General features: G+C 60.6%; 22 protein-coding genes, 1 tRNA gene and 1 pseudogene. 13 read left to right on the top strand and 11 right to left on the bottom strand.

Annotated features, from left to right (window positions below; all coding sequences use genetic code 11):
- Window positions 1-4 precede the first annotated feature (4 nt).
- The 5 genes from LBF07_RS19430 to hpxU all read right to left on the bottom strand — a co-directional run bounded on the left by LBF07_RS19430 (window position 5) and on the right by hpxU (window position 3,862).
- On the bottom strand, window positions 5-742 hold the full coding sequence (locus tag LBF07_RS19430; RefSeq protein WP_032638731.1) for an amino acid ABC transporter ATP-binding protein: 738 nt from the start codon (window positions 740-742) through the stop codon (window positions 5-7).
- A complete protein-coding gene (locus LBF07_RS19425; protein ID WP_071884868.1) occupies window positions 723-1,379 on the bottom strand; it encodes an amino acid ABC transporter permease in 657 nt (218 codons plus the stop codon). The genes LBF07_RS19430 and LBF07_RS19425 overlap by 20 nt, the downstream gene beginning before the upstream one ends.
- Entirely contained in the window at window positions 1,379-2,044 is a 666-nt protein-coding gene (locus LBF07_RS19420) for an amino acid ABC transporter permease (protein WP_087822307.1), read from the bottom strand. Before LBF07_RS19420 ends, LBF07_RS19425 begins: the two co-directional genes overlap by 1 nt.
- A gap of 4 nt (window positions 2,045-2,048) precedes the next feature.
- Complete coding sequence (locus LBF07_RS19415) at window positions 2,049-2,831, bottom strand: transporter substrate-binding domain-containing protein (RefSeq protein ID WP_023311064.1); 783 nt, start codon at window positions 2,829-2,831, stop codon at window positions 2,049-2,051.
- 191 nt (window positions 2,832-3,022) lie between these two features.
- Window positions 3,023-3,862, bottom strand: coding sequence for a MurR/RpiR family transcriptional regulator HpxU (gene hpxU / locus LBF07_RS19410; protein WP_094934929.1), 840 nt, complete (start codon window positions 3,860-3,862; stop codon window positions 3,023-3,025).
- 143 nt (window positions 3,863-4,005) lie between these two features.
- On the opposite strand from hpxU, the gene hpxW reads away from it, so the two are divergent.
- The 4 genes from hpxW to hpxZ are packed head-to-tail and all read left to right on the top strand — an operon-like array spanning window position 4,006 to window position 7,565.
- Complete coding sequence (gene hpxW, locus LBF07_RS19405) at window positions 4,006-5,589, top strand: oxamate amidohydrolase (protein ID WP_094934928.1); 1,584 nt, start codon at window positions 4,006-4,008, stop codon at window positions 5,587-5,589.
- 10 nt (window positions 5,590-5,599) lie between these two features.
- Window positions 5,600-5,788, top strand: a complete 189-nt coding sequence (gene hpxX / locus LBF07_RS19400) for an oxalurate catabolism protein HpxX (RefSeq protein WP_033145148.1) — start codon at window positions 5,600-5,602, stop codon at window positions 5,786-5,788.
- Window positions 5,785-7,182: an AtzE family amidohydrolase gene (locus LBF07_RS19395; RefSeq protein WP_094934927.1), complete on the top strand. Its 1,398-nt coding sequence runs from the start codon at window positions 5,785-5,787 to the stop codon at window positions 7,180-7,182. The genes hpxX and LBF07_RS19395 overlap by 4 nt, the downstream gene beginning before the upstream one ends.
- On the top strand, window positions 7,179-7,565 hold the full coding sequence (gene hpxZ, locus LBF07_RS19390; RefSeq protein ID WP_045354537.1) for an oxalurate catabolism protein HpxZ: 387 nt from the start codon (window positions 7,179-7,181) through the stop codon (window positions 7,563-7,565). Before LBF07_RS19395 ends, hpxZ begins: the two co-directional genes overlap by 4 nt.
- A 48-nt stretch (window positions 7,566-7,613) precedes the next feature.
- Here hpxZ and puuE read toward each other — a convergent pair whose 3' ends face one another.
- From puuE to LBF07_RS19375, 3 genes and pseudogenes are all read right to left on the bottom strand, one after another.
- On the bottom strand, window positions 7,614-8,513 hold the full coding sequence (gene puuE / locus LBF07_RS19385; protein WP_224435153.1) for an allantoinase PuuE: 900 nt from the start codon (window positions 8,511-8,513) through the stop codon (window positions 7,614-7,616).
- Window positions 8,431-9,305 (bottom strand): annotated as a pseudogene (hpxA, locus tag LBF07_RS19380) (allantoin racemase). The gene puuE and the pseudogene hpxA overlap by 83 nt, the downstream one beginning before the upstream one ends.
- Window positions 9,305-10,021, bottom strand: a complete 717-nt coding sequence (locus tag LBF07_RS19375; RefSeq protein ID WP_010429412.1) for a GntR family transcriptional regulator — start codon at window positions 10,019-10,021, stop codon at window positions 9,305-9,307. The pseudogene hpxA and the gene LBF07_RS19375 overlap by 1 nt, the downstream one beginning before the upstream one ends.
- A gap of 144 nt (window positions 10,022-10,165) precedes the next feature.
- Between LBF07_RS19375 and LBF07_RS19370 the strand changes: the two genes are divergently transcribed.
- Window positions 10,166-11,662, top strand: coding sequence for an NCS1 family nucleobase:cation symporter-1 (locus LBF07_RS19370; RefSeq protein WP_029741848.1), 1,497 nt, complete (start codon window positions 10,166-10,168; stop codon window positions 11,660-11,662).
- A 99-nt stretch (window positions 11,663-11,761) separates the two neighbouring features.
- Entirely contained in the window at window positions 11,762-13,081 is a 1,320-nt protein-coding gene (guaD, locus tag LBF07_RS19365) for a guanine deaminase (protein ID WP_094934926.1), read from the top strand.
- On the opposite strand, the gene uraH is transcribed toward guaD, so the two are convergent.
- Window positions 13,061-13,384, bottom strand: a complete 324-nt coding sequence (gene uraH / locus LBF07_RS19360; protein WP_048976712.1) for a hydroxyisourate hydrolase — start codon at window positions 13,382-13,384, stop codon at window positions 13,061-13,063. The genes guaD and uraH overlap by 21 nt on opposite strands.
- The gene (gene uraD, locus LBF07_RS19355; RefSeq protein ID WP_094934925.1) at window positions 13,381-13,881 is read right to left on the bottom strand and encodes a 2-oxo-4-hydroxy-4-carboxy-5-ureidoimidazoline decarboxylase; all 501 of its coding nucleotides are present in this window, start codon (window positions 13,879-13,881) and stop codon (window positions 13,381-13,383) included. The genes uraH and uraD overlap by 4 nt, the downstream gene beginning before the upstream one ends.
- A 239-nt stretch (window positions 13,882-14,120) precedes the next feature.
- Here uraD and hpxO point away from each other — a divergent pair, with 239 nt between their 5' ends.
- Genes hpxO through LBF07_RS19340 form a run of 3 tightly spaced genes read left to right on the top strand, consistent with a single transcriptional unit; the run spans window position 14,121 to window position 17,274 of the window.
- Window positions 14,121-15,275, top strand: coding sequence for an FAD-dependent urate hydroxylase HpxO (gene hpxO / locus LBF07_RS19350; protein ID WP_094934924.1), 1,155 nt, complete (start codon window positions 14,121-14,123; stop codon window positions 15,273-15,275).
- Between the two features lie 17 nt (window positions 15,276-15,292).
- A complete protein-coding gene (gene hpxD / locus LBF07_RS19345) occupies window positions 15,293-16,327 on the top strand; it encodes a molybdenum cofactor-independent xanthine hydroxylase subunit HpxD (RefSeq protein ID WP_094934923.1) in 1,035 nt (344 codons plus the stop codon).
- An 11-nt stretch (window positions 16,328-16,338) separates the two neighbouring features.
- A complete protein-coding gene (locus LBF07_RS19340) occupies window positions 16,339-17,274 on the top strand; it encodes a PDR/VanB family oxidoreductase (protein ID WP_094934968.1) in 936 nt (311 codons plus the stop codon).
- Window positions 17,275-17,318: 44 nt separating this feature from the next.
- On the opposite strand, the gene LBF07_RS19335 is transcribed toward LBF07_RS19340, so the two are convergent.
- Window positions 17,319-17,406, bottom strand: a tRNA-Ser gene (locus LBF07_RS19335).
- 276 nt (window positions 17,407-17,682) lie between these two features.
- Here LBF07_RS19335 and LBF07_RS19330 point away from each other — a divergent pair.
- From LBF07_RS19330 to LBF07_RS19320, 4 genes are read left to right on the top strand one after another with little or no spacing between them, the layout of a single operon-like run.
- A complete protein-coding gene (locus tag LBF07_RS19330; RefSeq protein WP_033146519.1) occupies window positions 17,683-18,819 on the top strand; it encodes a D-alanyl-lipoteichoic acid biosynthesis protein DltD in 1,137 nt (378 codons plus the stop codon).
- Window positions 18,816-18,938 carry a hypothetical protein gene (locus tag LBF07_RS24635; protein WP_255640238.1) on the top strand — a complete coding sequence of 41 codons (123 nt, stop codon included), beginning with the start codon at window positions 18,816-18,818 and terminating at the stop codon, window positions 18,936-18,938. Before LBF07_RS19330 ends, LBF07_RS24635 begins: the two co-directional genes overlap by 4 nt.
- Window positions 18,939-18,947: 9 nt before the next feature.
- Complete coding sequence (locus LBF07_RS19325) at window positions 18,948-20,066, top strand: MBOAT family O-acyltransferase (protein ID WP_112778113.1); 1,119 nt, start codon at window positions 18,948-18,950, stop codon at window positions 20,064-20,066.
- On the top strand, window positions 20,063-21,496 hold the full coding sequence (locus LBF07_RS19320; protein ID WP_094934921.1) for an AMP-binding protein: 1,434 nt from the start codon (window positions 20,063-20,065) through the stop codon (window positions 21,494-21,496). The genes LBF07_RS19325 and LBF07_RS19320 overlap by 4 nt, the downstream gene beginning before the upstream one ends.
- The last annotated feature ends 5 nt before the right edge of the window (window positions 21,497-21,501 follow it).

Below are 21,501 nucleotides of genomic sequence, written 5' to 3'. Positions count from 1 at the left end.
CTTATCAGTTGAGGCCGCGCACGGAGGAGATGAACTGCTTCAGTTCCGTGGTCTGCGGGTTGGCGAACAGCGTTTTGCTGTCGCCCTGCTCCCAGACTTTCCCCTGGTGCATAAACACCACGCGGTCGCCCACTTCGCGGGCAAAATTCATTTCATGGGTAACCAGTATGAGCGTCATCCCCTCGGCCGCCAGCTGCTCCAGCACCTTGAGCACTTCGCCCACCAGCTCCGGGTCGAGCGCGGAGGTGATCTCGTCGCAGAGTAAAACTTTCGGCGACATCGCCAGCGCGCGGGCAATCGCCACGCGCTGCTGCTGGCCGCCGGAGAGGCTCGACGGGTAGTAATCCAGACGATCGCCTAAGCCCACTTTCTCCAGCATCTGCTGCGCCAGCTCGCGGCATTCGGCGGCGCTTTTCTTCAGCACCCGACGCGGGGCGAGCATCACGTTTTCCAGCGCAGTCATGTGCGGGAACAGGTTGAAGCTCTGGAACACCATCCCGACCGAGCGGCTGATTTCGCGCGCCTGAGAATCCCGGTCGGTAATGGTCATGCCGCCCAGCTTGATGCTGCCGTCCTGATAGCCTTCCAGGCCGTTGATGCAGCGCAGCAGCGTGCTTTTGCCCGATCCGCTGCGCCCGATAATGGAGATCACCTGGCCCATGTCGATATCCAGATCGACGCCCTTGAGCACGTGGTTATCGCCGTAGTACTTCTGCACCTGATTAATGGTGATGAGAGGCATTGAATTTCGTCTCCAGATAGCGGCTGTAGCGCGACAGCGGATAACACAGAATAAAGTAGCCGAGCGCCACCAGCGCAAAAACCTTAAACGGCTGATACGTCACGTTGGTCAGCATGGTCCCGGCCTTGGTCAGCTCGATAAAACCGATAATCGACGCCAGAGCGGTGCCCTTGATCACCTGCACGGCAAAGCCGACCGTCGGGGCGATACCGATGCGCAGCGCCTGCGGGGCGACGACGCGAAACAGGGTCTGGCCGAAGGTCAGCCCCAGACAGCGCGACGCTTCCCACTGCCCTTTTGGCAAGGCGCGAATACTGCCAAACCAGATGTCGAGCAGAAACGCGCTGGTGTAGAAGGTGAGCGCCAGCGAGGCGGCGGTCCACGGCGAGACGTCGATGCCGAACAGCGCCACGCCGAAGAAGGCCAGGAACAGCTGCATCAGCAGCGGCGTGCCCTGAAACAGCTCAATATAGCCGCGGATGATGCGCCTGACCGTGCGCCCGCCCGTCAGGCGCAGCAGCAGGAGCGGCAGCGTCACCGCCGCCCCGCCGACAAACGCCACCAGCGACAGCAGCACCGTCCAGCGCCCGGCCAGCAGCAGGTTGCGAATAATGTCCCAGTCGGTAAAGGTGGTCATCATGCCTGCACCCCCAGCCATTTGCGTCCCGCCGCCATCATCAGCTGGCGCAGGGTAATCGACAGCGCTAAGTAAATCCCGGTTGTCACCAGATAAACCTCAAAGCTCAGAAACGTTCTGGACTGGATCAGGTTGGCGGCGAAGGTCAGCTCTTCATACGAGACCTGCGACACCACCGACGAGCCGAGCATCACGATAATGCACTGGCTCACCAGCGCCGGGTAAATGCGCTGCAGCGCGGGCGGCAGCACCACGCGAATAAAGGTCTGCAGGCGGGTCAGCCCCAGCACGCGTCCGGCTTCCCACTGCCCTTTCGGCGTGACCTGAATGCCCGCGCGGATAATCTCGGTGCTGTAGGCGCCCAGGTTCACCACCATGGCCAGCAGCGCCGCTTCCCCCGCCGTCATCTTCAGCCCGAGATTCGGCAGGCCGAAGACGATGAAAAACAGCTGCACCACAAACGGCGTGTTGCGGATGATTTCCACGTACGCGCCCCAGATCCGGCTGAACCAGGTGGTGCGTCCGCTGCGGATCGCCGCCCCGAAAATCCCTATCGCCAGCCCGCCGACGGTCGCCATCACCGTCAGCTGAATAGTGACCCACAGCCCCGCCAGCAGCTCCGGCCAGTGCGGCCAGAGCGCGGAGAAATGAAGTTGCTCAGTCATCGGCTCAGGCGCCAAGGTTGGCCGGCAGCGGGGCCTTCAGCCACTGCTCGGACAGGCCGTTCAGCGTGCCGTCCTTGATGCCCTGCTCAATCAGCGCGTCCACTTTTGCCTTCAGGGCCGGTTCGTTTTTCTTCAGGCCAATAAAGCACGGCGAATCTTTCAGCATAAAGCTCGGCACGGGAGCTTTATCCGCGTTCTGGCGCGAAATGGCCGCCACCACCAGGTTGCCGGTCGCCACGTACTGCACCTGTCCGGAGAGGTAGGCGGAGAGCGTGGTGTTGTTATCTTCGTAGCGCTTCACGTCCGCGTCTTTCGGCGCCAGGCCGGTCAGCACCATATCCTCCACCGCCCCGCGCGTCACGCCGATGGTTTTTCCGCTCAGCGCGGCGGCGTCTTTCAGCTCGGCCCCTTTCGGCCCAAACACGCCGAGGAAGAACGGCGCGTAGGCGCGGCTGAAGTCGATCACCTTCTCGCGCTCCGGGTTTTTACCGAGGCTGGAAATGACCAGATCCACCTTATCGGTTTGCAGGTACGGCACGCGGTTGGCGCTGGTCACCGGCACCAGCTGCAGCTTGAGCTTCATCTGTTTGGCCAGATAGCGCGCCATGTCGATGTCATAGCCCTGCGGCTGCAGATCGGTCCCCACCGAGCCAAACGGCGGGAAGTCCTGCGGAACGGCAATGCGAATGGTGCCGCGCTTCTCGATATCCTGAAGCTGGTCAGCCTTTGCCGGCAGCTGTGTGAAGAGACATGCGGCCCCGGCCAGTGCAATCAACAATTTTTTCATGGTGCTTCCCCGTAACGTTAACATGAAACAAAAGATTCTTTGAGTGTGATTTTGCAACTAATGTGCCAGATAGGGCGAAGCGGAAAATATTCTTGCGAAGCCTGATAAAACGCGGACGGGTCGAAAAAACGTCTATTTTCCCGACCCGTCAGATGCACCATTTTAATGCAAAGCACCAGCCTGATGCCCCATTATCGCTGTTCGAGTTCGTCCAGCTGCTGGTAAAGGGAGGCAATCTCGTTAATGCGCGGACGGCCTTTATCGAGACTGTCATGCAGGAAGGCATTCGCCAGCAGGTTAATCAGGCTATTGACCGAGGAGTAGCTGTCATAGGCCGAGACGCTGTCCAGCGGGGCGCAGAGCTGCCAGCTCGCCAGCGGAAACAGGCTGTGCGCCTGCGGCTCGCACATCAGCAGCACCGGAATACCGCGGCTCTGAAGCTGCTGCATCAGCGGGCGGATGATGCGCGGTCGGCGGCGAAAGGCCATCATGACCACCAGATCGTCCGGCGTTAAATCCACCAGCTCCTCGCTCAGGCTCTGCCCCGGCTGCGGCAGGACCAGCACCTGACCGCGCGCCTGCAGCAGCTGCTGGCGCAGGTGCAGCGCCGCCGGATAGGCGTTACGCATGCCGATAATGACGATGCGCCGCGCCTTCACCATGCAGGCCATCGCGTCGGCAAACTGCTGCGCGTCGAGGGCGTTGACCCACTGGGTCAGGTTCGCCATCTCCTGCTTATAGTGGCGCGCCAGCAGCGTATTGCCCTGCACCGCGTCGCGGTTATCGGTGAGCGGCATCCCGCTCTGGCGCAGGGTGCGCAGCTCGTCGCGCATGTCCTTATATTTCTCATAGCCCAGACGCTTAAACAGACGGCTAACCGTGGCTTTCGACACCCCGCTCAGCTGCGCCAGCTCGGCGCTGTTGTAGCTAATGAGATCGTCAAAATGATCGAAAATAAAGTCCGCCACCCGCTGCTCCTGCGGCGACAGCGACGGGTACTGTGCTTTCAGACGTTCATCCAGTTGTTCCATAGCGCCTCTGTAACTTTTGTTTCATCACATTGTACCTTTTATTATGCGTATTCATTATACGTGCCAGTTTACTGAAACTTTTCTTTCAGAACTGGAACAGCTTTTGCAGCGCCTTGTGACTTTCAGGGTTACGAGGACTCTCTATGCAAAGTAATGTCTCCACGCACGGCATGGCCGTTGCGCCCCACCATCTTGCCAGCCAGAGCGCGCTGGCGGTACTGCGCGAAGGCGGCAGCGCGATAGAGGCGATGGTCGCCGCGGCGGCCACCGTTGCCGTGGTTTATCCGCACATGAACGGGCTGGGCGGCGATGGCTTCTGGCTTATCGTGCCGCCGGAAGGCGAACCTGTCGCCATTGATGCCAGCGGCGCGGCGGGATCGCGCGCGACGCTCGCCGCCTACGACGGTCTGGCGCATATCCCCCATCGCGGCCCCCGTGCGGCGCTGACCGTCGCCGGCACGGTGAGCGGCTGGGACGAGGCGCTGAAGGTCTCGCGCGAGTTGACCGGCAAGGCGCTGCCGCTGGCCCGCCTGCTGGCCGACGCCATTGACTATGCGCAGAACGGCACGCCGGTTACGGCCTCTCAGGCCCACGCCACGGCCAGCAAATTCGACGAGCTGAAGGACATCCCCGGCTTCGCGGAAACCTGGCTGGTGGACGGTAAGCCGCCGCAGGTCGGGAGCCGCTTTTACCAGCCCGCCATGGCCACGACGTTGACGCGCCTGGTGGAAGACGGTCTGGACAGCTTTTACCGCGGCCCGCTGGCGGACGTGCTGGCGCACGGCATGGAGACGCTGGGCCTGCCCGTGACGCTGGCCGATTTACGCGCGCACGTCGCCCGGCGCACCGCGCCGCTGAGGCTGCAGCATCAGCAGGGGGTGATCTTTAACCACGCCCCGCCGACGCAGGGGCTGGTCTCGCTGGCGATACTCGGCATCACCGACCGCCTGAACATGGCCGAGGCCGACGACGCCGACACCATTCACCGCATCGTTGAAGCCACCAAGCTGGCCTTTGGCCTGCGCGATGCCCACATTACCGACCCGCGCGAGCTGAAAACCGATATTCAGGGTCTGCTGGATCCCGCCGCCCTGCAGGCGCTTGCCGACAGGGTTGACGACGGCCGCGCCGCGCCGTGGGGGACCGGAAAAGGCCCCGGCGATACGGTGTGGATGGGTGTGATGGATAACAGCGGGCTTGCCGTGTCCTTTATCCAGAGTATCTATCACGAGTTCGGCAGCGGCGTGGTGCTGCCCGACACCGGCATCGTCTGGCAGAACCGGGGCGCATCGTTCAGCCTCGATCCCAATCATCTTCTGGCCCTCGCGCCGGGCAAGCAGCCCTTCCATACCCTGAACCCGGCGGCGGCGCGTCTTAAGGACGGTCGCGTGATGGTCTACGGATCGATGGGCGGTGACGGACAGCCGCAAACCCAGGCCGCGCTTTTTACCCGCTACGCGATTCAGGGCGTGCCTTTACAGGAGAGCATTTCCCGCCCGCGCTGGCTGCTGGGGCGCACCTGGGGACAAACCTCGGACACGTTAAAGCTGGAAGGACGCTTTACCGCTGAGACGGTCTCACGGCTTCAGGCACTCGGGCACGAGGTGGAAATGTTCCCTGACTTCAGCGAAGCGATGGGCCACGCGGGCGCGATTGTCCGCCACCCCAACGGGCTGTTCGAAGGGGCATTTGACCCGCGCAGCAACGGCGCGGCCGCCGGATTCTGAGGAGAAAACTATGACGACACAACAACCCGACTGGCAGGCGTATCTGGCGCAAATGGAGTCCGTGCTCGGCGTGACGCTGGACGATGCCCGCCGCGCCGAGCTGCAGGTGCAGTTCAGCCGCATAGCAAACATGGCCGCCCCGCTGATGGCGCTGCCGCTCGATGACCGTCTGGAGATCGCAGGAGTGTACAAAGCATGAGGCTACACGAGATGAGTATCAGCGCGATCCAGCATGCGCTGGGCGCGGGCGAGCTGAGCGCTCGCGAGATTGCCCGCCAGACGCTGGAGGCGATTGCGCGCGTTAACCCGCAGATCGGCGCCTGGACCGCCGTGACGGAAGCGCGCATGCTCGCCGAGGCCGAGAGCATCGATACCCTGCGCCGCGAAAAGCGCCCCCTGCCCCCGCTGGCGGGCGTGCCCTACGCGGTAAAAAACCTATTCGACGTTGCCGGCCACACCACCCTTGCCGGGGCAGAGCTGTTCAGCCAGCGCCCCGCCGCGGCCGCTGACAGCTTCGCGGTGCGCCAGCTGCGCAGCGCGGGCGGGCTGCTGACCGGGATGGTGAATATGGACGCCTACGCCTACGGCTTCACGACCGAAAACAGCCACTACGGCACGACGCGTAACCCGCACGATCTGGCGCGCATTGCGGGCGGATCTTCCGGCGGCTCGGCCGCCGCCGTGGCCACCGGGCTGGTGCACTTTTCGCTCGGCACCGACACCAACGGCTCGATTCGCGTTCCGGCCTCCCTGTGCGGCATCTACGGCCTGAAGCCCACCTTTGGCCGCCTGTCGCGATCCGGCAGCCATCCGTTTGTCGCGAGCCTCGATCATATCGGCCCCTTTGCCCGCCGCGTGTGCGACCTGGCGTCCGTCTACGATGCGCTGCAGGGGCGGGACAGCAGCGACGCTTTTCAGGCAGAGAGCTCGCGCGAGCAGACGCGCCCCCTGCTTGAGCGCGGGCTTGACGGCCTGCGCTGCGCGGTGCTCGGCGGCTACTTCACCACCTGGTGCGACGCGGATGCCAGAGACGCCGTGGCGCGGGCGGCGAAGGCGCTCGACGTGCAGGATGAGCTGCAGTTCCCGGACGCCGAACTGGCGCGCTCCGCGGCGTTTATCATCAGCGCCTCCGAAGGGGGAAACCAGTACCTGCCCGCGCTTCGCCGCGAGCCCGAGCGTTTTGAGCCGCACTCCCGGGAACGCCTGCTGGCAGGCGCGATGATCCCCTCCGCCTGGTACATTCAGGCCCAGCGGTTTCGCGCGCACGCCCGACAGGCGTTTAAAACCCTGTTCGCGCAGGCCGACGTGCTGATCGCTCCGGCAACGCCGCGCAGCGCGACGCTCGCGGGTGAGCAGACCATGGAGATTAACGGTCAGCCGCTCCCCATCCGCGCCAGCATGGGGATGCTGACCCAGCCGATTTCATTTCTGGGCCTGCCCGTGACCACCGTTCCGCTGCGTACCGCGCAGGGTGCACCGATTGGCCTGCAGCTGATTGCCGCGCCGTTTAACGAGCAGGCCTGCCTGCGCGTCGCGCGCGTGCTGGAAGAGAGCGGCATCGCCGACGCCCGTCCGGCGGAGGTGGCCGCATGATGAATCACGATGACATTAACCTGCCGTGGGTGGTTGCCGAGGTGACCGCCGCGTTTTATCGCTATGAAGACGCGCTGGTCAGCAACAACGTTGCGGTGCTGGACGAGCTGTTCTGGCACGACAAAAACACGGTGCGTCTGGGGGCGGGTGAAAACCTGTACGGGATTGATGAAATCCGCGCCTTTCGGGCGGCGCGCCCCGCCGCCGGGCTGCAACGGACGCTGCGTCACACCGTTATCACCACCTTCGGTGAGGATTATGCCGTGTGCAGCACCGAGTTTACCCGCGAGGGGACGGAACGCATTGGCCGCCAGCAGCAGACGTGGGTGCGGTTTGCCTACGGATGGCGGATCGTGGCGGCACAGGTGAGTTTGATGTCGTAGTCGTAGGCCGGGTAAGGCGCAGCCGCCACCCGGCTAAACACGGCACACTTACTTCTTAAACGGATGCACATCCCGCCAGTGGTCGGCAATCTGCTGGCGGGTACAGACCCACACCCGCTCGTGCTGCTGCACGTAATCGAGGAACCGCTGCAGCGCGCGAAAACGCCCCGGCCGCCCCAGCAGGCGACAGTGCATGCCGATGGACATCATCTTCGGCGCGCTTTCCCCCTCTTCGTACAGCACGTCAAAACTGTCCTTCAGATACGTATAAAACTGCTCGGCGGTGTTAAACCCCTGCGCGGTGGCGAAGCGCATGTCGTTCGCATCCAGCGTATACGGCACGATCAGGTGCGGTTTACGGGTGCCGTCGCTGCAGGCCACTTCCGTCCAGAAGGGCAGATCGTCGCCGTAGTAGTCGCTGTCATAGTCGAAGCCGCCGTGCTCCACCACCAGCTGGCGGGTGTTGGGGCTGTCGCGCCCGGTGTACCAGCCCGTCGGCGGCTTGCCGAACAGGTCGGTCAACACGTGCACCGCCTTGTGCAGGTGTTCGCGCTCCTGGCTGATATCCATGCTCTGATAGTGGATCCAGCGCCAGCCGTGGCTCACCACGTCATAATCCGCCGCCTTGATTGCCTCGACGATCTCAGGATGACGCGCCAGCGCCATCGCTACGCCAAAGACCGTCAGCGGCAGGCCGCGCTTTTGAAATTCACTGTGGATCCGCCAGAACCCGGCGCGGCTGCCGTATTCGTAGAGGGAGTCCATCGACATGTGTTTATCCGGGTAGCTGGCCGCGCCGATAATGTCCGACAGGAACTGCTCGGATCCGGCATCGCCGTGCAGAACGTGGTTTTCCGCCCCTTCCTCATAATTGAGCACAAACTGCACGGCGATACGCGCCTGATTCGGCCACCGCGCGTGCGGCGGGTTGCCCGCGTAGCCGCGCAGATCCCGCGGGTAATCCTGTTCAAAAAGCCCCATTGCCACCCCCAAAAATTAAAATGGATTCAGTGCCTGAAAATGTCCGCTTAACGCTTTTTTCTCGGGGAACGCCAGATCCCCGTGCTTGCTGGTCGACAGCCCCAGCGCCACCAGCGATTCCACCATCTTCACCGCCGCGCTGACGCCGTCGATGACCGGCACGCGCAGCTCGCGCGTCAGCTCCTGCGCCAGCGTCGCCATGCCGCCGCAGCCCAGCACGATGGCGCCACAGCCGTCCTCTTTCAGCGCCTGTATACAGCGCGCGCGCACCTTCTCCTGCGCCAGACCGCTGCCGTCTTCCAGCGCCAGCACCGGGAGATCGATAGCGTGCAGCGCCGCGCACCTGTCCTGAAAGCCATACTGGTGCAGCAGATGGCGGGCAATAATCAGCGTGCGCGGCAGCGTGGTGACCACCGAAAAGCGCGTCGCCACCAGCGTCGCCATATGCATGGCGGCTTCGGCGATACCGACCACCGGCCCCTGCGCCAGCTCGCGCGCCGCCAGCAGGCCCGGATCGCCAAAGCAGGCGATGACGTGACCATCGACGCCCTGCTCTCTGCCGAGCTTAACCTGTTCGAGAACCCCCACGGCGGCGATGGCCTCATCAAAGTGGCCTTCTATAGACGGCACGCCCGCGCTGGGGCAGACCGCGAGGATCTCCGTTCCAGGCGCCGCCACCGCGCGGGCCGCCGCGCCGATGGTTTCCGTCATCGCGAGGCTGGTGTTGGGGTTGATCACTTGTATACAGACAGATGACATTACGACTCCTTGTGGCCGGCAAACAGCCGGGCAAAATCGGGCAGGCACTCGCCCGCCCGCTCGAAGCAGAGGCTGGCGACGATATGTTCAAAATGGTGCATTAAGGCATCGCTTAGCGGCTGGAGCGCCTTCTGGCGCAGCAGATCCACAAGCTGTTCGTGATCGTTGCAGCGGCACCCCTGACGCCACGGCGCGCCCCAGGTGGCAATCACCAGCGAGGAGCGCTGGCTCAGGCCGGTCACCATCTCCGTCAGCACCTGGTTGCCGGAGATGGCCTGCAGCTGAATGTGGAAATTGGCGGAGTGGCGGATTGCCGCCGGGCCGTCGTACGCCTCGTGCGCCTGCTGCTCCTGACGAATAATGGCCTCCAGCGCGGCAAGGTGCGGCGGCTGGCAGCGGGCCAGCACGTCCGGCAGGTTGGCGACCTCCAGCAGCGCGCGGGTGCGGAAGATATGCTGCGCCTCTTCCACCGTCGGGCTGGCAACGTGTGCACCACGCTTGGGCGTTAAGGTGACCATTTGCACAGCCGCGAGTCGTTGAAGCACCTTGCGGATGCCCGTGCGGCTTACGCCAAAGACCTCGGCCAGCGCCTCCTCCGGCAGTTTGCTCCCCGGCAGCAGCTGATGTTCGACAATCGCGGTCATCAGCGCCTGAAAGATCGATTCGTCTTTGTCATGCAGGTCTGGCGCGGTCTGCAGGGCGTTTATGTTGTTCATTCACCACTCCGTCTTTTACTCTTCGTTATCGAATCGTATACATAAAAATAAAATATTGCATACAAGATTTATTATTTTGGCCTGGATCCTGCAACACCGTCTGCACTCCCGCTTAACGGGTTTTCATTCACAGGAGCAGGTTTCATGCCAAACAGTCAAAACGCGCAGCAGGGTACGGCCGCTGATTCCGGTGCGGTTTACAGCCCACGTCTTTGCAATGAGGATCTGGCACCGACGCGTGACCAGAACTGGAGCTGGTACAACATCTTTTCGTTCTGGATGTCGGACGTTCACAGCATGGGGGGTTATGTTGTCGCCGCGAGCTTCTTTACGCTCGGGCTGGCAAGCTGGCAGGTGCTGCTGTGCCTGCTGGTGGGGATTTGCATCGTGCAGCTGTGCGCCAACCTGGTAGCCAAACCGAGCCAGATGGCGGGCGTGCCCTACGCGGTAATCAGCCGTCAGGCGTTTGGCGTGTTCGGGGCCAATATTCCGGCGGTGATCCGCGGGCTGATCGCCTTCGCGTGGTACGGCATTCAGACCTACCTGGCCGCCAACGCCCTGATGCTGGTGGCGCTCAAGTTCTGGCCGTCGCTCTCTTCGCTCACTACCGGCGCATTCCTGGGCCTGTCGCATCTCGGCTGGATCTGCTTTGCCATCATGTGGGTGCTGCAGGCGATGGTCTTCTGGCACGGCATGAGCGCCATCAAGCGCTTTATTGATATCGCCGGTCCGGCGGTCTATGTGGTGATGCTGGCCCTCGCAGGCTGGATTGTATACAAGACCGGTTTTGACGGCATTTCCTTCACTCTCGCCAGCAAATCCCTGAGCGCGGGGGAGCAGACCTGGCAGATGATCACCGCGACCGCGCTGGTGGTGTCTTACTTCTCCGGCCCGCTGCTCAACTTTGGCGACTTCTCCCGCTACGGCAAAAGCATGGGCGAGATCCGCCGCGGCAACCGCTGGGGGCTACCGTTTAACTTCCTGCTGTTCTCCATCGTCACCGTGGTGATTGTCTCCGGCACCCAGTCGCTGTTTGGCCGCATGATCACCGACCCGATCGAAACCGTCAGCCGCGTGGGCAACGATCTGGCCGTAGCGATTGGCCTGCTGACGATGATCACCGCCACCATCGGGATCAACATCGTCGCGAACTTCGTCTCCCCGGCATTTGATTTCTCTAACTGCTCGCCGCAGAAAATCAGCTTCCGCACCGGGGGCATGATTGCCGCCGTCGGCTCGATCCTGCTCACCCCGTGGAACCTGTTCAACTCGCCGGAGCTTATCCACTACACCCTGGACGTGCTCGGGGCGTTCATCGGCCCGCTGTTCGGCATTCTGATTGCCGACTTCTACCTGATTAAGCGCGGCAAGGTGTCGGTTGACGATCTGTTCGACGACACGCCAAAGGGCAAATACTGGTACCGCAACGGCTTCAACCCGAAAGCCATTGGCGCGCTGATCCCGTCCGTTGCCGTGGGCCTGGTGATTAGCTTCATCCCGGCCCTGCATGAGGTGGCGAACTTCAGCTGGTTTATCGGCGTCTTCCTCGGCGGCGTGACCTACCGCTGGCTGGCGCGGGAAGATCGCGAGACGGCGGGCGCGACGTCGTTCAGCTCCCGCGTGGCGACGCAAAAAGAGTAACTTCCTCCTTCCGGCCGCAGCTTAGCTGCGGCCCGTTCATTCTGGCACCGTTCTTGCTGCGCCTTCTCACCCCGCTACGCAAACACTAAGGCAGGAATCATGATGGATTACCAGACAGCGATCCGCGGTGCATTTTTTGATATTGCCCAGGTCTGCGACAGCGCAGACGCGATTGCCCAACACGCGCGCTACCTTGAGGACGGGCTGCTGTTTATACAGGGCGGGAAAATTCTGGCGCACATGCCGTGGCAGGAGGGCGAGCAGTATCTTGACCCCCACAAGGGCTACACCGACCTGCGCGGTAAGCTACTGCTGCCCGGTTTTGTCGATACCCACGTCCATTATCCGCAAACGGAGATGATCGGCGCCTTTGGCGAGCAGCTGCTGGAGTGGCTGACCACCTACACCTTCCCGGTGGAGAGCCAGTTTGCCGATGAAGCCTACGCGAAAGAGATCGCCGAATTTTTCATTCAGCAGCTGGTAAGCAACGGCACCACCACCGCGCTGGTGTTTTGCACGCTGCATCCGGAATCGGTCGAGGCGCTGTTTACCGAAGCCCTGCGCCTCAACATGCGCCTAATCGCCGGAAAGGTGATGATGGACAGACACGCGCCGGACTATCTGAGCGAAGACGCGAAGCAGAGCTACCGGCAGACGCGGGCGCTGATCCAGCGCTGGCACCACCGGGGACGGCTGGGCTACGCCATTACCCCGCGCTTTGCCCCGACCTCATCCCCCGAGCTGCTCGCCGCGGTCAGCCTGCTCAGAGAGGAGTTCCCGGATACCTGGATGCAGACCCATCTGAGCGAAAACCCCAACGAAGTGGCCTGGGTGAGCGGCCTCTGGCCGGAACACGAGCGCTATCTGGACGTGTATCATCACTACGGGCTGACCGGCGAGCGCAGCGTGTTTGCCCACGCGATTCACCTTCACCACAGCGAGTGGCAGTGCCTGCATGACACCGGTTCGGCGGTGGCGTTTTGCCCCACCTCTAACCTGTTTCTCGGCAGCGGGCTGTTTCGCCTGCCCGCCTGCTGGCAGCACAAGGTCAGGATGGGCATCGGCACCGACGTCGGCGCGGGCACCACCTTCAGCATGCTGCGCACCCTGGGGGAGGCCTACAAGGTCGGCCAGCTTCAGAGCTACCGCCTGCGCGCCAGCGAGGCGTTTTATCACGCCACGCTGGGCGGTGCGCACGCCCTCAGGCTCGACGATAAGATTGGCAACTTCGCGCCCGGCAAAGAGGCGGATTTCGTGGTGATCGACCCTGACGTGACGCCGCTGCAGCGCCTGCGCAATCGCCGCTGTCAGGATATCTACGAGCAGCTTTTTGTGCTGATGACCCTCGGCGACGAGCGCAACATCAGCGAGACCTGGGTCAACGGCGAGCGGGTGTGGTCAACTTCCCCGGTAGGTTGACCATCCGCCGGGCGCAATCACAAACGGCAGATGGAAATGCTCGTCTGCCGCTTCTCCCGTCACAAAATCAATTTGCGCGCAGGGGTATAGCGTGTCGCGGCCGGTTTCGCTAAACCACGCGCCGATCTCCGCCACCAGCCGATAGCGGCCTGCGGGCAGAGAGGGAACGAACGCGGCGATGCGTCCCTGGACGTTGGTCACGCCCGAGGCCAGCGTGTTCCCGTCCTGTTGTAGATGAACCGTCACGCCCTCTGCGGGTTTGCCCGTCGAGATATCCAGAATATGGGTGCTGAGTGTGCTCATTCGCTAATAACTCCTTCCAGCCGTAGCAGCGTAATTTCCTGCAGCTGTTCCAGCGCGGCACGGACTTCCTGCGCGTCGCTGTTCTCCAGCCGCGCGTGCAGCGCCTGTAAAATCTCCTCGCCGCTGCGGCCCTTCGCGCGGATCAGAAACACGCGTCCGAAGCGGGCCTCGTAGCGGGCATTGCCCTCGCGCAGCGCCCGGGCAAGGGCAGCATCGCCTTCATTCACCGCGCCCTGCTCCTGGCGCGACAGCGCCGCCTCCGCCTGTGAACCTGCGGGCTTTTCCCCGATGCGTGGATGGGCGCTCAGGGCCTGCGCCAGCGCCGCTTCGTCCCAGTTTTGCGTCAGCGCGTTTGCCGTACTGAACAATTCGTCCCGGCTGGCGTAGGGTCGCCAGCGAACCAGCGCATCGGCCCAGCCGGGGAGCGCCACGCAGGGGTGAATCAGCGCTAACGCCTTTTCGTGGGGAAGATGATTGAAGTCGTGCAGTGCGATCATAGCGTCTCCTTTATTGTCTTCTTCCTGGTTGTTGCACAAACCACGCCACTCTGAGCGCGGGCGTGAAACAGTCGATTCCGTATAGCTCAACTGGAAATTTTTGATTCAAAAAAAGGCACGCTCACCGCGTTTGCGCACCTTAGCAGTGCAAACTCACCTCTCACAACGCCGTTTTCACCACTCTGCAGCCTGGTACGCAAATTGCTGAATGTCTTTACACCCTGCAAAAGGAGAGAAGCATGAGAGCAATCGTCATTGGTGCGGGTATTGGCGGCCTGAGCGCCGCCGTCGCGCTGAAGAAAGCGGGCATCGACTGTACCGTGTTTGAAGCCGTCAAAGAGATCAGGCCCGTCGGGGCGGCCATCTCCATCTGGCCTAACGGCGTGAAATGCATGCAGCACCTCGGCATGGGCGACATCATCGAGACCTACGGCGGGCCGATGCGTTTTATGGCCTACAAGGATTACCGGCGCGGCGAGACTCTGACCCGCTTCAGCCTTGCCCCGCTGGTTGAGCGTACCGGCGGGCGCCCCTGCCCCGTCTCGCGCGCTGAGCTTCAGCGCGAAATGCTGGACTTCTGGGGGCGCGACAGGGTGCAGTTCGGCAAGCGCGTCGAACGCGTAAGCGAAGACGACGCGGGCGTGAGCGTGACCTTCACCGACGGCACCACGGCAGCCGGCGATTTTCTGATTGCCGCCGACGGCAGCCACTCCGCCGTGCGCCCGTACGTGCTGGGGTATACCCCGGAGCGCCGCTACGCCGGGTACGTGAACTGGAACGGGCTGGTGAAGATTGACGAAGAGATCGCCCCGGCGCACCAGTGGACCACCTTCGTTGGCGAAGGCAAACGCGTGTCGCTGATGCCCGTTTCCGGCGGACGCTTCTACTTCTTTTTTGACGTGCCGCTGCCCGCGGGCCTGGCGGAGGATCGCACCACCCTGCGCGCCGACCTCACGGGCTACTTCCGCGGCTGGGCCCCGCCGGTGCAGAAGCTTATCGCGGCGCTGGATCCTGAAACGACCAACCGCATTGAAATCCACGACATTGAGCCGTTCGACAGCCTGGTGCGCGGCAACGTCGCGCTGCTCGGCGATGCCGCGCACAGCACCACGCCGGATATCGGCCAGGGCGGCTGTGCGGCGATGGAAGACGCCGTGGTGCTGGGTGAGTGCCTGCGTGAAAACCACAGCATTACGCTGGCGCTGCGCCAGTACGAAGCGCTGCGCTGCGACCGGGTGCGCGACCTGGTGCTGAAGGCGCGTAAACGCTGCGACGTCACCCACGGGAAAGACATGGCGTTGACGCAGGCCTGGTATCAGGAGCTCAAAGAGGAGACCGGTGAGCGCATCATCAACGGTCTGTGCGAGACCATTCAGGGCGGCCCGTTAGGCTGAACGCAAGAGGGACAACGATGAAAAGAGAACCGACTCCACCCGCCCACTGCACGTTTGAGCCAGAGGACTGGCTGCGCCTGGCGAAATGCTGGCATCCGGTCGCGCGCGCCTGCGACGTCGGCCCGGCGCCGGTTAAGGCGACCCTGCTGGACGAACAGCTGGTGATTTACCGGATTAACGACCAGGTCGTGGTCGCCCGTGACGTCTGCCCGCACCGCGGCGTGCCGCTGACGCTCGGCTTTCACGACGAGCACGGAATTATCTGCCCCTACCACGGCTTACGCTTTGGAGAAGACGGGCGCTGCAACCGTATTCCGTCCAGCCCCGACCAGCCCGTTCCGGCGAAGCTGAACCTGATTAACTACGCCGTGGAGGAGCGCTTCGGCCTGATCTGGACCTGCCTGGCGTTTGACCCGGACAATCCTGTGCCGCTGCCCACCATGCCGCACTGGGATGACGACGGATTTCAGCAGATCAACTGCCCGGCGTTTGAGGTGAACGGCTTTGCCGGTCGTCAGGTAGAGGGGTTTCTGGACGTGGCGCACTTTGCCTGGATCCACACCGATACCTTTGCCGACCCCAATAATCAGCGGGTCCCCACCTATCAGCCGCAGGAGACGCCGTTCGGTTTTGTTGCCGATTACTGGAGCTCCGTGAGCAACTATCCCGCCAGTTCACCCGTGCAGGCGCCGGAAGGGTTCCAGTGGCTGCGCCATTTTGAAATGCATCTGCCGTTTACCGCCACCCTGACGATTCATTTTCCGCGAGAATCGCGACTGGTCATCATGAACGCCGCGTCGCCCGTGTCATCGCGCGTCACCCGCATGTTCGCCCCTATCGCGCGTAACTTTGACCTGCATATTCCGGTGGAGGATGTGCATGCCTTCAATCTGCGCATTTTTGAGGAGGATCGCCTGATGGTCGAAACCCAGCGCCCGGAAAGTCTGCCGCTGGATCTGACGCTGGAAGCCCATATTCCCGCCGATAAAAGCTCAATTGCCTACCGTCGGGGACTGAAGAAGATGGGCTTTGGCGAATTTTTCCTCGTATGACGGAGGCCGATATGCTGAGCGTAATTGTTGACGGGCTGTGGCGCGAGGGCGACAAAAGCCTCGCCGTCAGGCTGGTGGCTGAAGACGGTAACGCGCTGCCGGCGTGGCAGCCCGGCGCACACATTGATGTGCACTTGCCCTGCGGCGCGGTGCGCCAGTATTCCCTGACCGGTGCGTGTGGAGACGAGAGCTATCTTATCTGCGTGGGGCGGGAAACCGCCTCGCGCGGCGGATCGCGCTACGTTCACGAGACGCTGCGACCCGGGCAGAAATTAGCGATCTCTGCCCCGCGCAATCTGTTTCCGCTGCATCAGGCTGAGCGGGTGTTGCTGCTGGCGGCGGGCATTGGCATTACGCCGCTGTATGCGATGGCCCTGCAGCTGAAGGCGGCCGGAACGCCGTTTACGCTGCACTATTACGTCAAACGCCGCGAAAGCGCGGCCTTTGCGCGCGAACTCTCCCGGTTAGGTGAGTGCCAGATTCATACCGCCAGCCCGCGCACGGCGCTGGCAGAACATCTGCCCGCGCCTGAGGCGGGGCTTCACGCCTGGATCTGCGGCCCGGCAGGGTTTATGGAAAAAGTGCGAGACGTGGCGACGGCCAGGGGATGGGATGATGGCCATCTCCACAGCGAGGCGTTTCAGCCCGCGGTCCCTGCCGCACGCGGTGACGCGGGCGAGATCTTTACGGTCAAACTCGCCTCCACCGGGGAGCGCTGGCCGGTGCCTGCGGATAAGACCATCGCTCAGGTACTACAGGAAAACGGCGTGGACGTGCCGCTGTCATGCGAAATGGGGATCTGCGGGGCGTGCCTGACGCCGGTGATTGACGGCGTGGTGGATCATCGGGATAGCGTGCAGTCGGAGACGGAAAAAAGCGCGACGGACCAGCAGGTGGCGCTGTGCTGTTCGCGGAGCCATTCCGGGGAGCTGGTGATTGCCCTGTAAAACGAAAAAACCCTGCGATATTGCTATCGCAGGGTTTTCAAATTTGGCGGAAGCGTAGAGATTCGAACTCTAGAACCCTTTCGGGTCGCCGGTTTTCAAGACCGGTGCCTTCAACCGCTCGGCCACGCTTCCAAAGTGAGGCGCACTATAAACATCTATTAGCCCCTTGTAAAGCAGGAATTTTTCTATTTTCACCCGCCGGCGTTTGACTGCGCAAAAATCACCCAGGCGCTTGCCGCGCACCGGTCACAGCCCCCTTGTACATACCGTTACACAGCAACGCTCATCCTTTTAAATCGCTCTGGTATAGAATGCCACAAAAATAAACGGTCATTTGTTGTGTAATTGTTATAAATCTGAGTACCCGCAGATTTAGAAATTACTGCCATGCAGTGTTACTGGTTGATGATGAAAATCAAAAATACGCTTTGCTTACATATCCTGATGGCGACCCTGGCCATATTGTTCCTTTGTGTTCACCCGCTGGTGACGAGCTTCAATCCGCCCCTCACCTTCCAGCCGCTGATTAAATCAATGGCGGGCACGCCGAAAGAACAAGCGGAAAAAATTGCGACTATTTCCCATGCCTTAGAAGGGAATGCTATTTTCTTCATTGGCGCGTCTGAGGTGGCCACCTCAGAAGATGAACATTACGCTGTATATAATTACTTTAATAAGCAATTGCACAAACCCGTCGTGGCGTATGGCGATGCGTTCGTCGATGATGAAACGCAATTTTTACTGTTCTCTCGTTTTAAAAATAGCCTTAACGCAAACAGTAAAGTTGTTTTGCTTCTAGCTCCTGACAGCTTTTATTCAAAAGGGCTGCCACCGGCTATCTATGCCGATAATTTCCCCGGCTCTATTTTTAATCCGCTGATGAAGGATCCGCAGGCGCGCCCGCTGCTGGTTAATTATTTAAAGCATATTGATAGTAAAGAAATAAGCCATTTAACCTTCGGCCAAATGCGGGTCTTTGGCTGGCACCCCGATCTGATGTGGGACGAGCTGAGCTTCCAGTTTGCCAACGTCTGCACCCTGATAAAAAACGACTGGCTGGCGCTGCTCAACATCACGCCCCAGACGGTACAGCCCTGGCCGCAGCAGCCAGCCGCCCACATTGCCCCCGACTGGGATAAAGAGCTGGCGAATGCGCGCGAGTTAAATAAAAAACGCCAGCAGAGCGCGGCCACCCTGTGGATGGACAAAACGATTTACGAGGAGGACAGTACGCGGCAGCAGTGGGATGACACGCCGGTTGTGCCTGCGCAAATCGCCGCCTTCAGTAAAACCGTCCAGCTGCTTAAAGAACACCACGTGCAGGTGATTGCTATCGTCGACCCGGTTAACCCCTGGGCGCTTTACAATACCGATACCTTCCGCCCGGTTGATAAACAAATAAAAACCATTCTGGAAAAGAACCAGATCCCTTATTTAGATATGTACGCCATGCCTTATCAGAATGGCTGGAACTGGGATCGTTTGCACCCTTCCGAACTGGCCTGGGTTCCTATGATTCGCTTTATTGCACAGAGTTTTAAATGATGAAAATCGCGATCCGTCTTTTTTTACTTTATCTCCTGCTGGCGATCACCATCGTCGCGTGGACCTCTGTCGATGACAGCATGAGTATGCAGCTGCATTTTGAATATCAAAAGTTCTGAGGCCGAATGATGTACAGCTCAGGAATGTTTTTTGTTTATTTGTTTTCATCCGCGCTGGCGTTTGCGCTGGTTAATCGCGTATTACGCCATCGTCTGACCTGGTTATCTGCGCTGTCGGTGCTGACGGCGCTGGGATGGGGATATATATTTCAGGGGGATTATATTGTCCCCGTCGCCGTTTTTTTCAGCTTTTATGTTTTTGCCACGCTAAAAGAGAAGGGATGGTTAAAAACGTGGCAGGCGGTCATTCTGACATTATTGCCGCTGCTGCTGGTGAAATTACATTTAAATAACCACTGGGGCATGATCGGCCTCTCTTTTATGACGTTCCGCGCGCTGGACGTGCTGCTCTATCGCAGTAAAAAAGAAGGTCAGAATTTCCTGCACTATTTCTGTTATCTGTTTATGCCCTTTATTATCCTGGCCGGCCCAATGTACCGCTGGCGGACGTGGATGAGTGACGTCAGCAAGCCCGTATTTGCCCTTAACCGCGAACAGTTTTTAGTCGCGCTGGAGCAAATCATTACCGGCATTGTCCAGAAGTTCCTGTTTGCCATGCTGATTGATTCGCTTGTCGTGCAGCCCTGGAGCCATAAGCCGTTTACGCTGACCGTGGGCGTGGTGATGTCGATTGCCTACAGCACCTACCTGTACTTTGATTTTGCGGGCTACAGCAATATGGCCATCGGCGCGGGCCGCCTGTTTGGGCTCAGCATTCCGGCAAACTTTAACATGCCGCTTCTGGCAAAGAACCCGCAGGATTTCTGGCGCCGCTTCCACATCAGCCTGTCTGAATGGCTGCGCGATGTGGTCTTTATGCCCGTTTATATGAACCTGATGAAATTCAACTTTTTCCGTCAGAACAAAACGCTGGCGCAAAATATCGGTATTTTTTGCACCTTATTCTGCATGGGGGCATGGAATGGCCTGGAACGCCATTACGTCATCAGCGGCGCGCTGTTTGGCGCGATTTCCGTCGCTCACAATATGCTGCTGTGGTCAGCCAAACGCAGCCCGGCATTGCACCGCGGCCTGCAGTATCCGGCCGTTGCGTTTTTAGGGCGAATTCTGACGCTGGGAAGCGCCGCAGGATCCCTTTACATCTTTAGTGGAATGTCACCTCTATGAAAAATCACTCCGATCTTCAGGAACTGCAGGATTTCTTACGTGCGGCATTATGCGATCCCGCCTCCCCGCAGCAGCTGGCCATCAGCGGTAGCGACGAAGCCTTAAGCTGGCTACAGCTTTCCGCTGCCGTGACGGACTGGGCGCAGCGCTATCAGCGCTGCCAGCCTGTTGCCGGTACGCCGGTCGTATTGTACGGACACCAGCAGGCCGAGTTCGCCGTGGCGATTTATAGCTGCCTGCTGCACAACATTCCGTACATCCCGGTGGACTGCATCTATCCGCAGGAGCGCCTTCGGGAGATCTGCCATCTGGCCAGCGCCCCTTACTATTACGACGTCGTGACCCGGCAGTTCATCGCCACCGGGGAACCGGGCAAGGTACTGGAGGAGCAGGATCTGGCCTACATCATGTTTACTTCAGGCAGCACCGGTAAACCTAAAGGCGTGCAGATTGGGCGTGAAAGCGTATGGCACTTCATGAAATGGGTCAGCCAGGACTTTTCACTGCCGGAAAAACCGGTCCTGATGAACCACGCGGTATTCAGCTTTGACCTCTCCCTGATCCCTTTGCTGGCGAATCTGGCGATGGGCGGACACATCGTGCTGAACGCCAAAGAGGACATTCAGAAAGAGAACTGGCTGGAGCGACTGAAAAGCAACGCGGTCTCCGCCTGGGTTTCAACCCCCTCTTTTGCTTACCAGCAGCTGCTTTCCCCGCAGTTCAACAGCGAGTATTTGCCCGCGCTCAACGTCTTTATCTTCATTGGTGAAGTGCTCAATAAAGCGCTGGTTAAACAGCTTCGCCGCCGCTTCCCGCAGGCCAAAATCATTAACTCGTATGGCCCTACGGAAGCGACGATTGCGACGACCGTGGTTGAAATCACGGATGCGATCCTGAACAGCGACAGCGCCGTGCTGCCGGTGGGGGTCATGATGCCTGAGAGCAAAATGGAAATTTCCGCCGACGGCGAGCTGATTATCTGGGGTAAAAACGTCATGCGCGGCTATCTCGGCCTGCCGCAGGAGAACGCGGCGAAATTACTCCGTCGGGAAGATGAAGCGTTTCGCGGCTACCGGACCGGCGATCTGGGCTATGAGGCGGGGCTGATCTACTGTCAGGGCCGCAACGACAGCCAGGTCAAACTGAACGGCTACCGTATTGAAATCAACGAGATCGAGAACCGCCTGCTGGCCATGTCCGGCATCAACGAAGCGGTGGTCCTGCCGCTGATGAAATCCTGCGGCAGCGTACTGCGCATTGCCGCGTTCTGCGTGACGGATATGGCGCCGGACACCATCAAAACATCGCTGTCGAAGGTCGTTCCGCACTATATGGTGCCTTCACAAATTATCGTAAAAGACGCTTTGCCGCTGAATCCTAACGGCAAAATTGACCGCAAGCTGCTGGACGCTTACGCCCGCACAAATTAATGACT

The sequence above is a fragment of the Enterobacter cloacae complex sp. ECL352 genome (assembly GCF_020149545.1).
Taxonomy (GTDB): domain Bacteria; phylum Pseudomonadota; class Gammaproteobacteria; order Enterobacterales; family Enterobacteriaceae; genus Enterobacter; species Enterobacter asburiae_B.
This window is presented reverse-complemented; position numbering and strand designations above follow the sequence as displayed.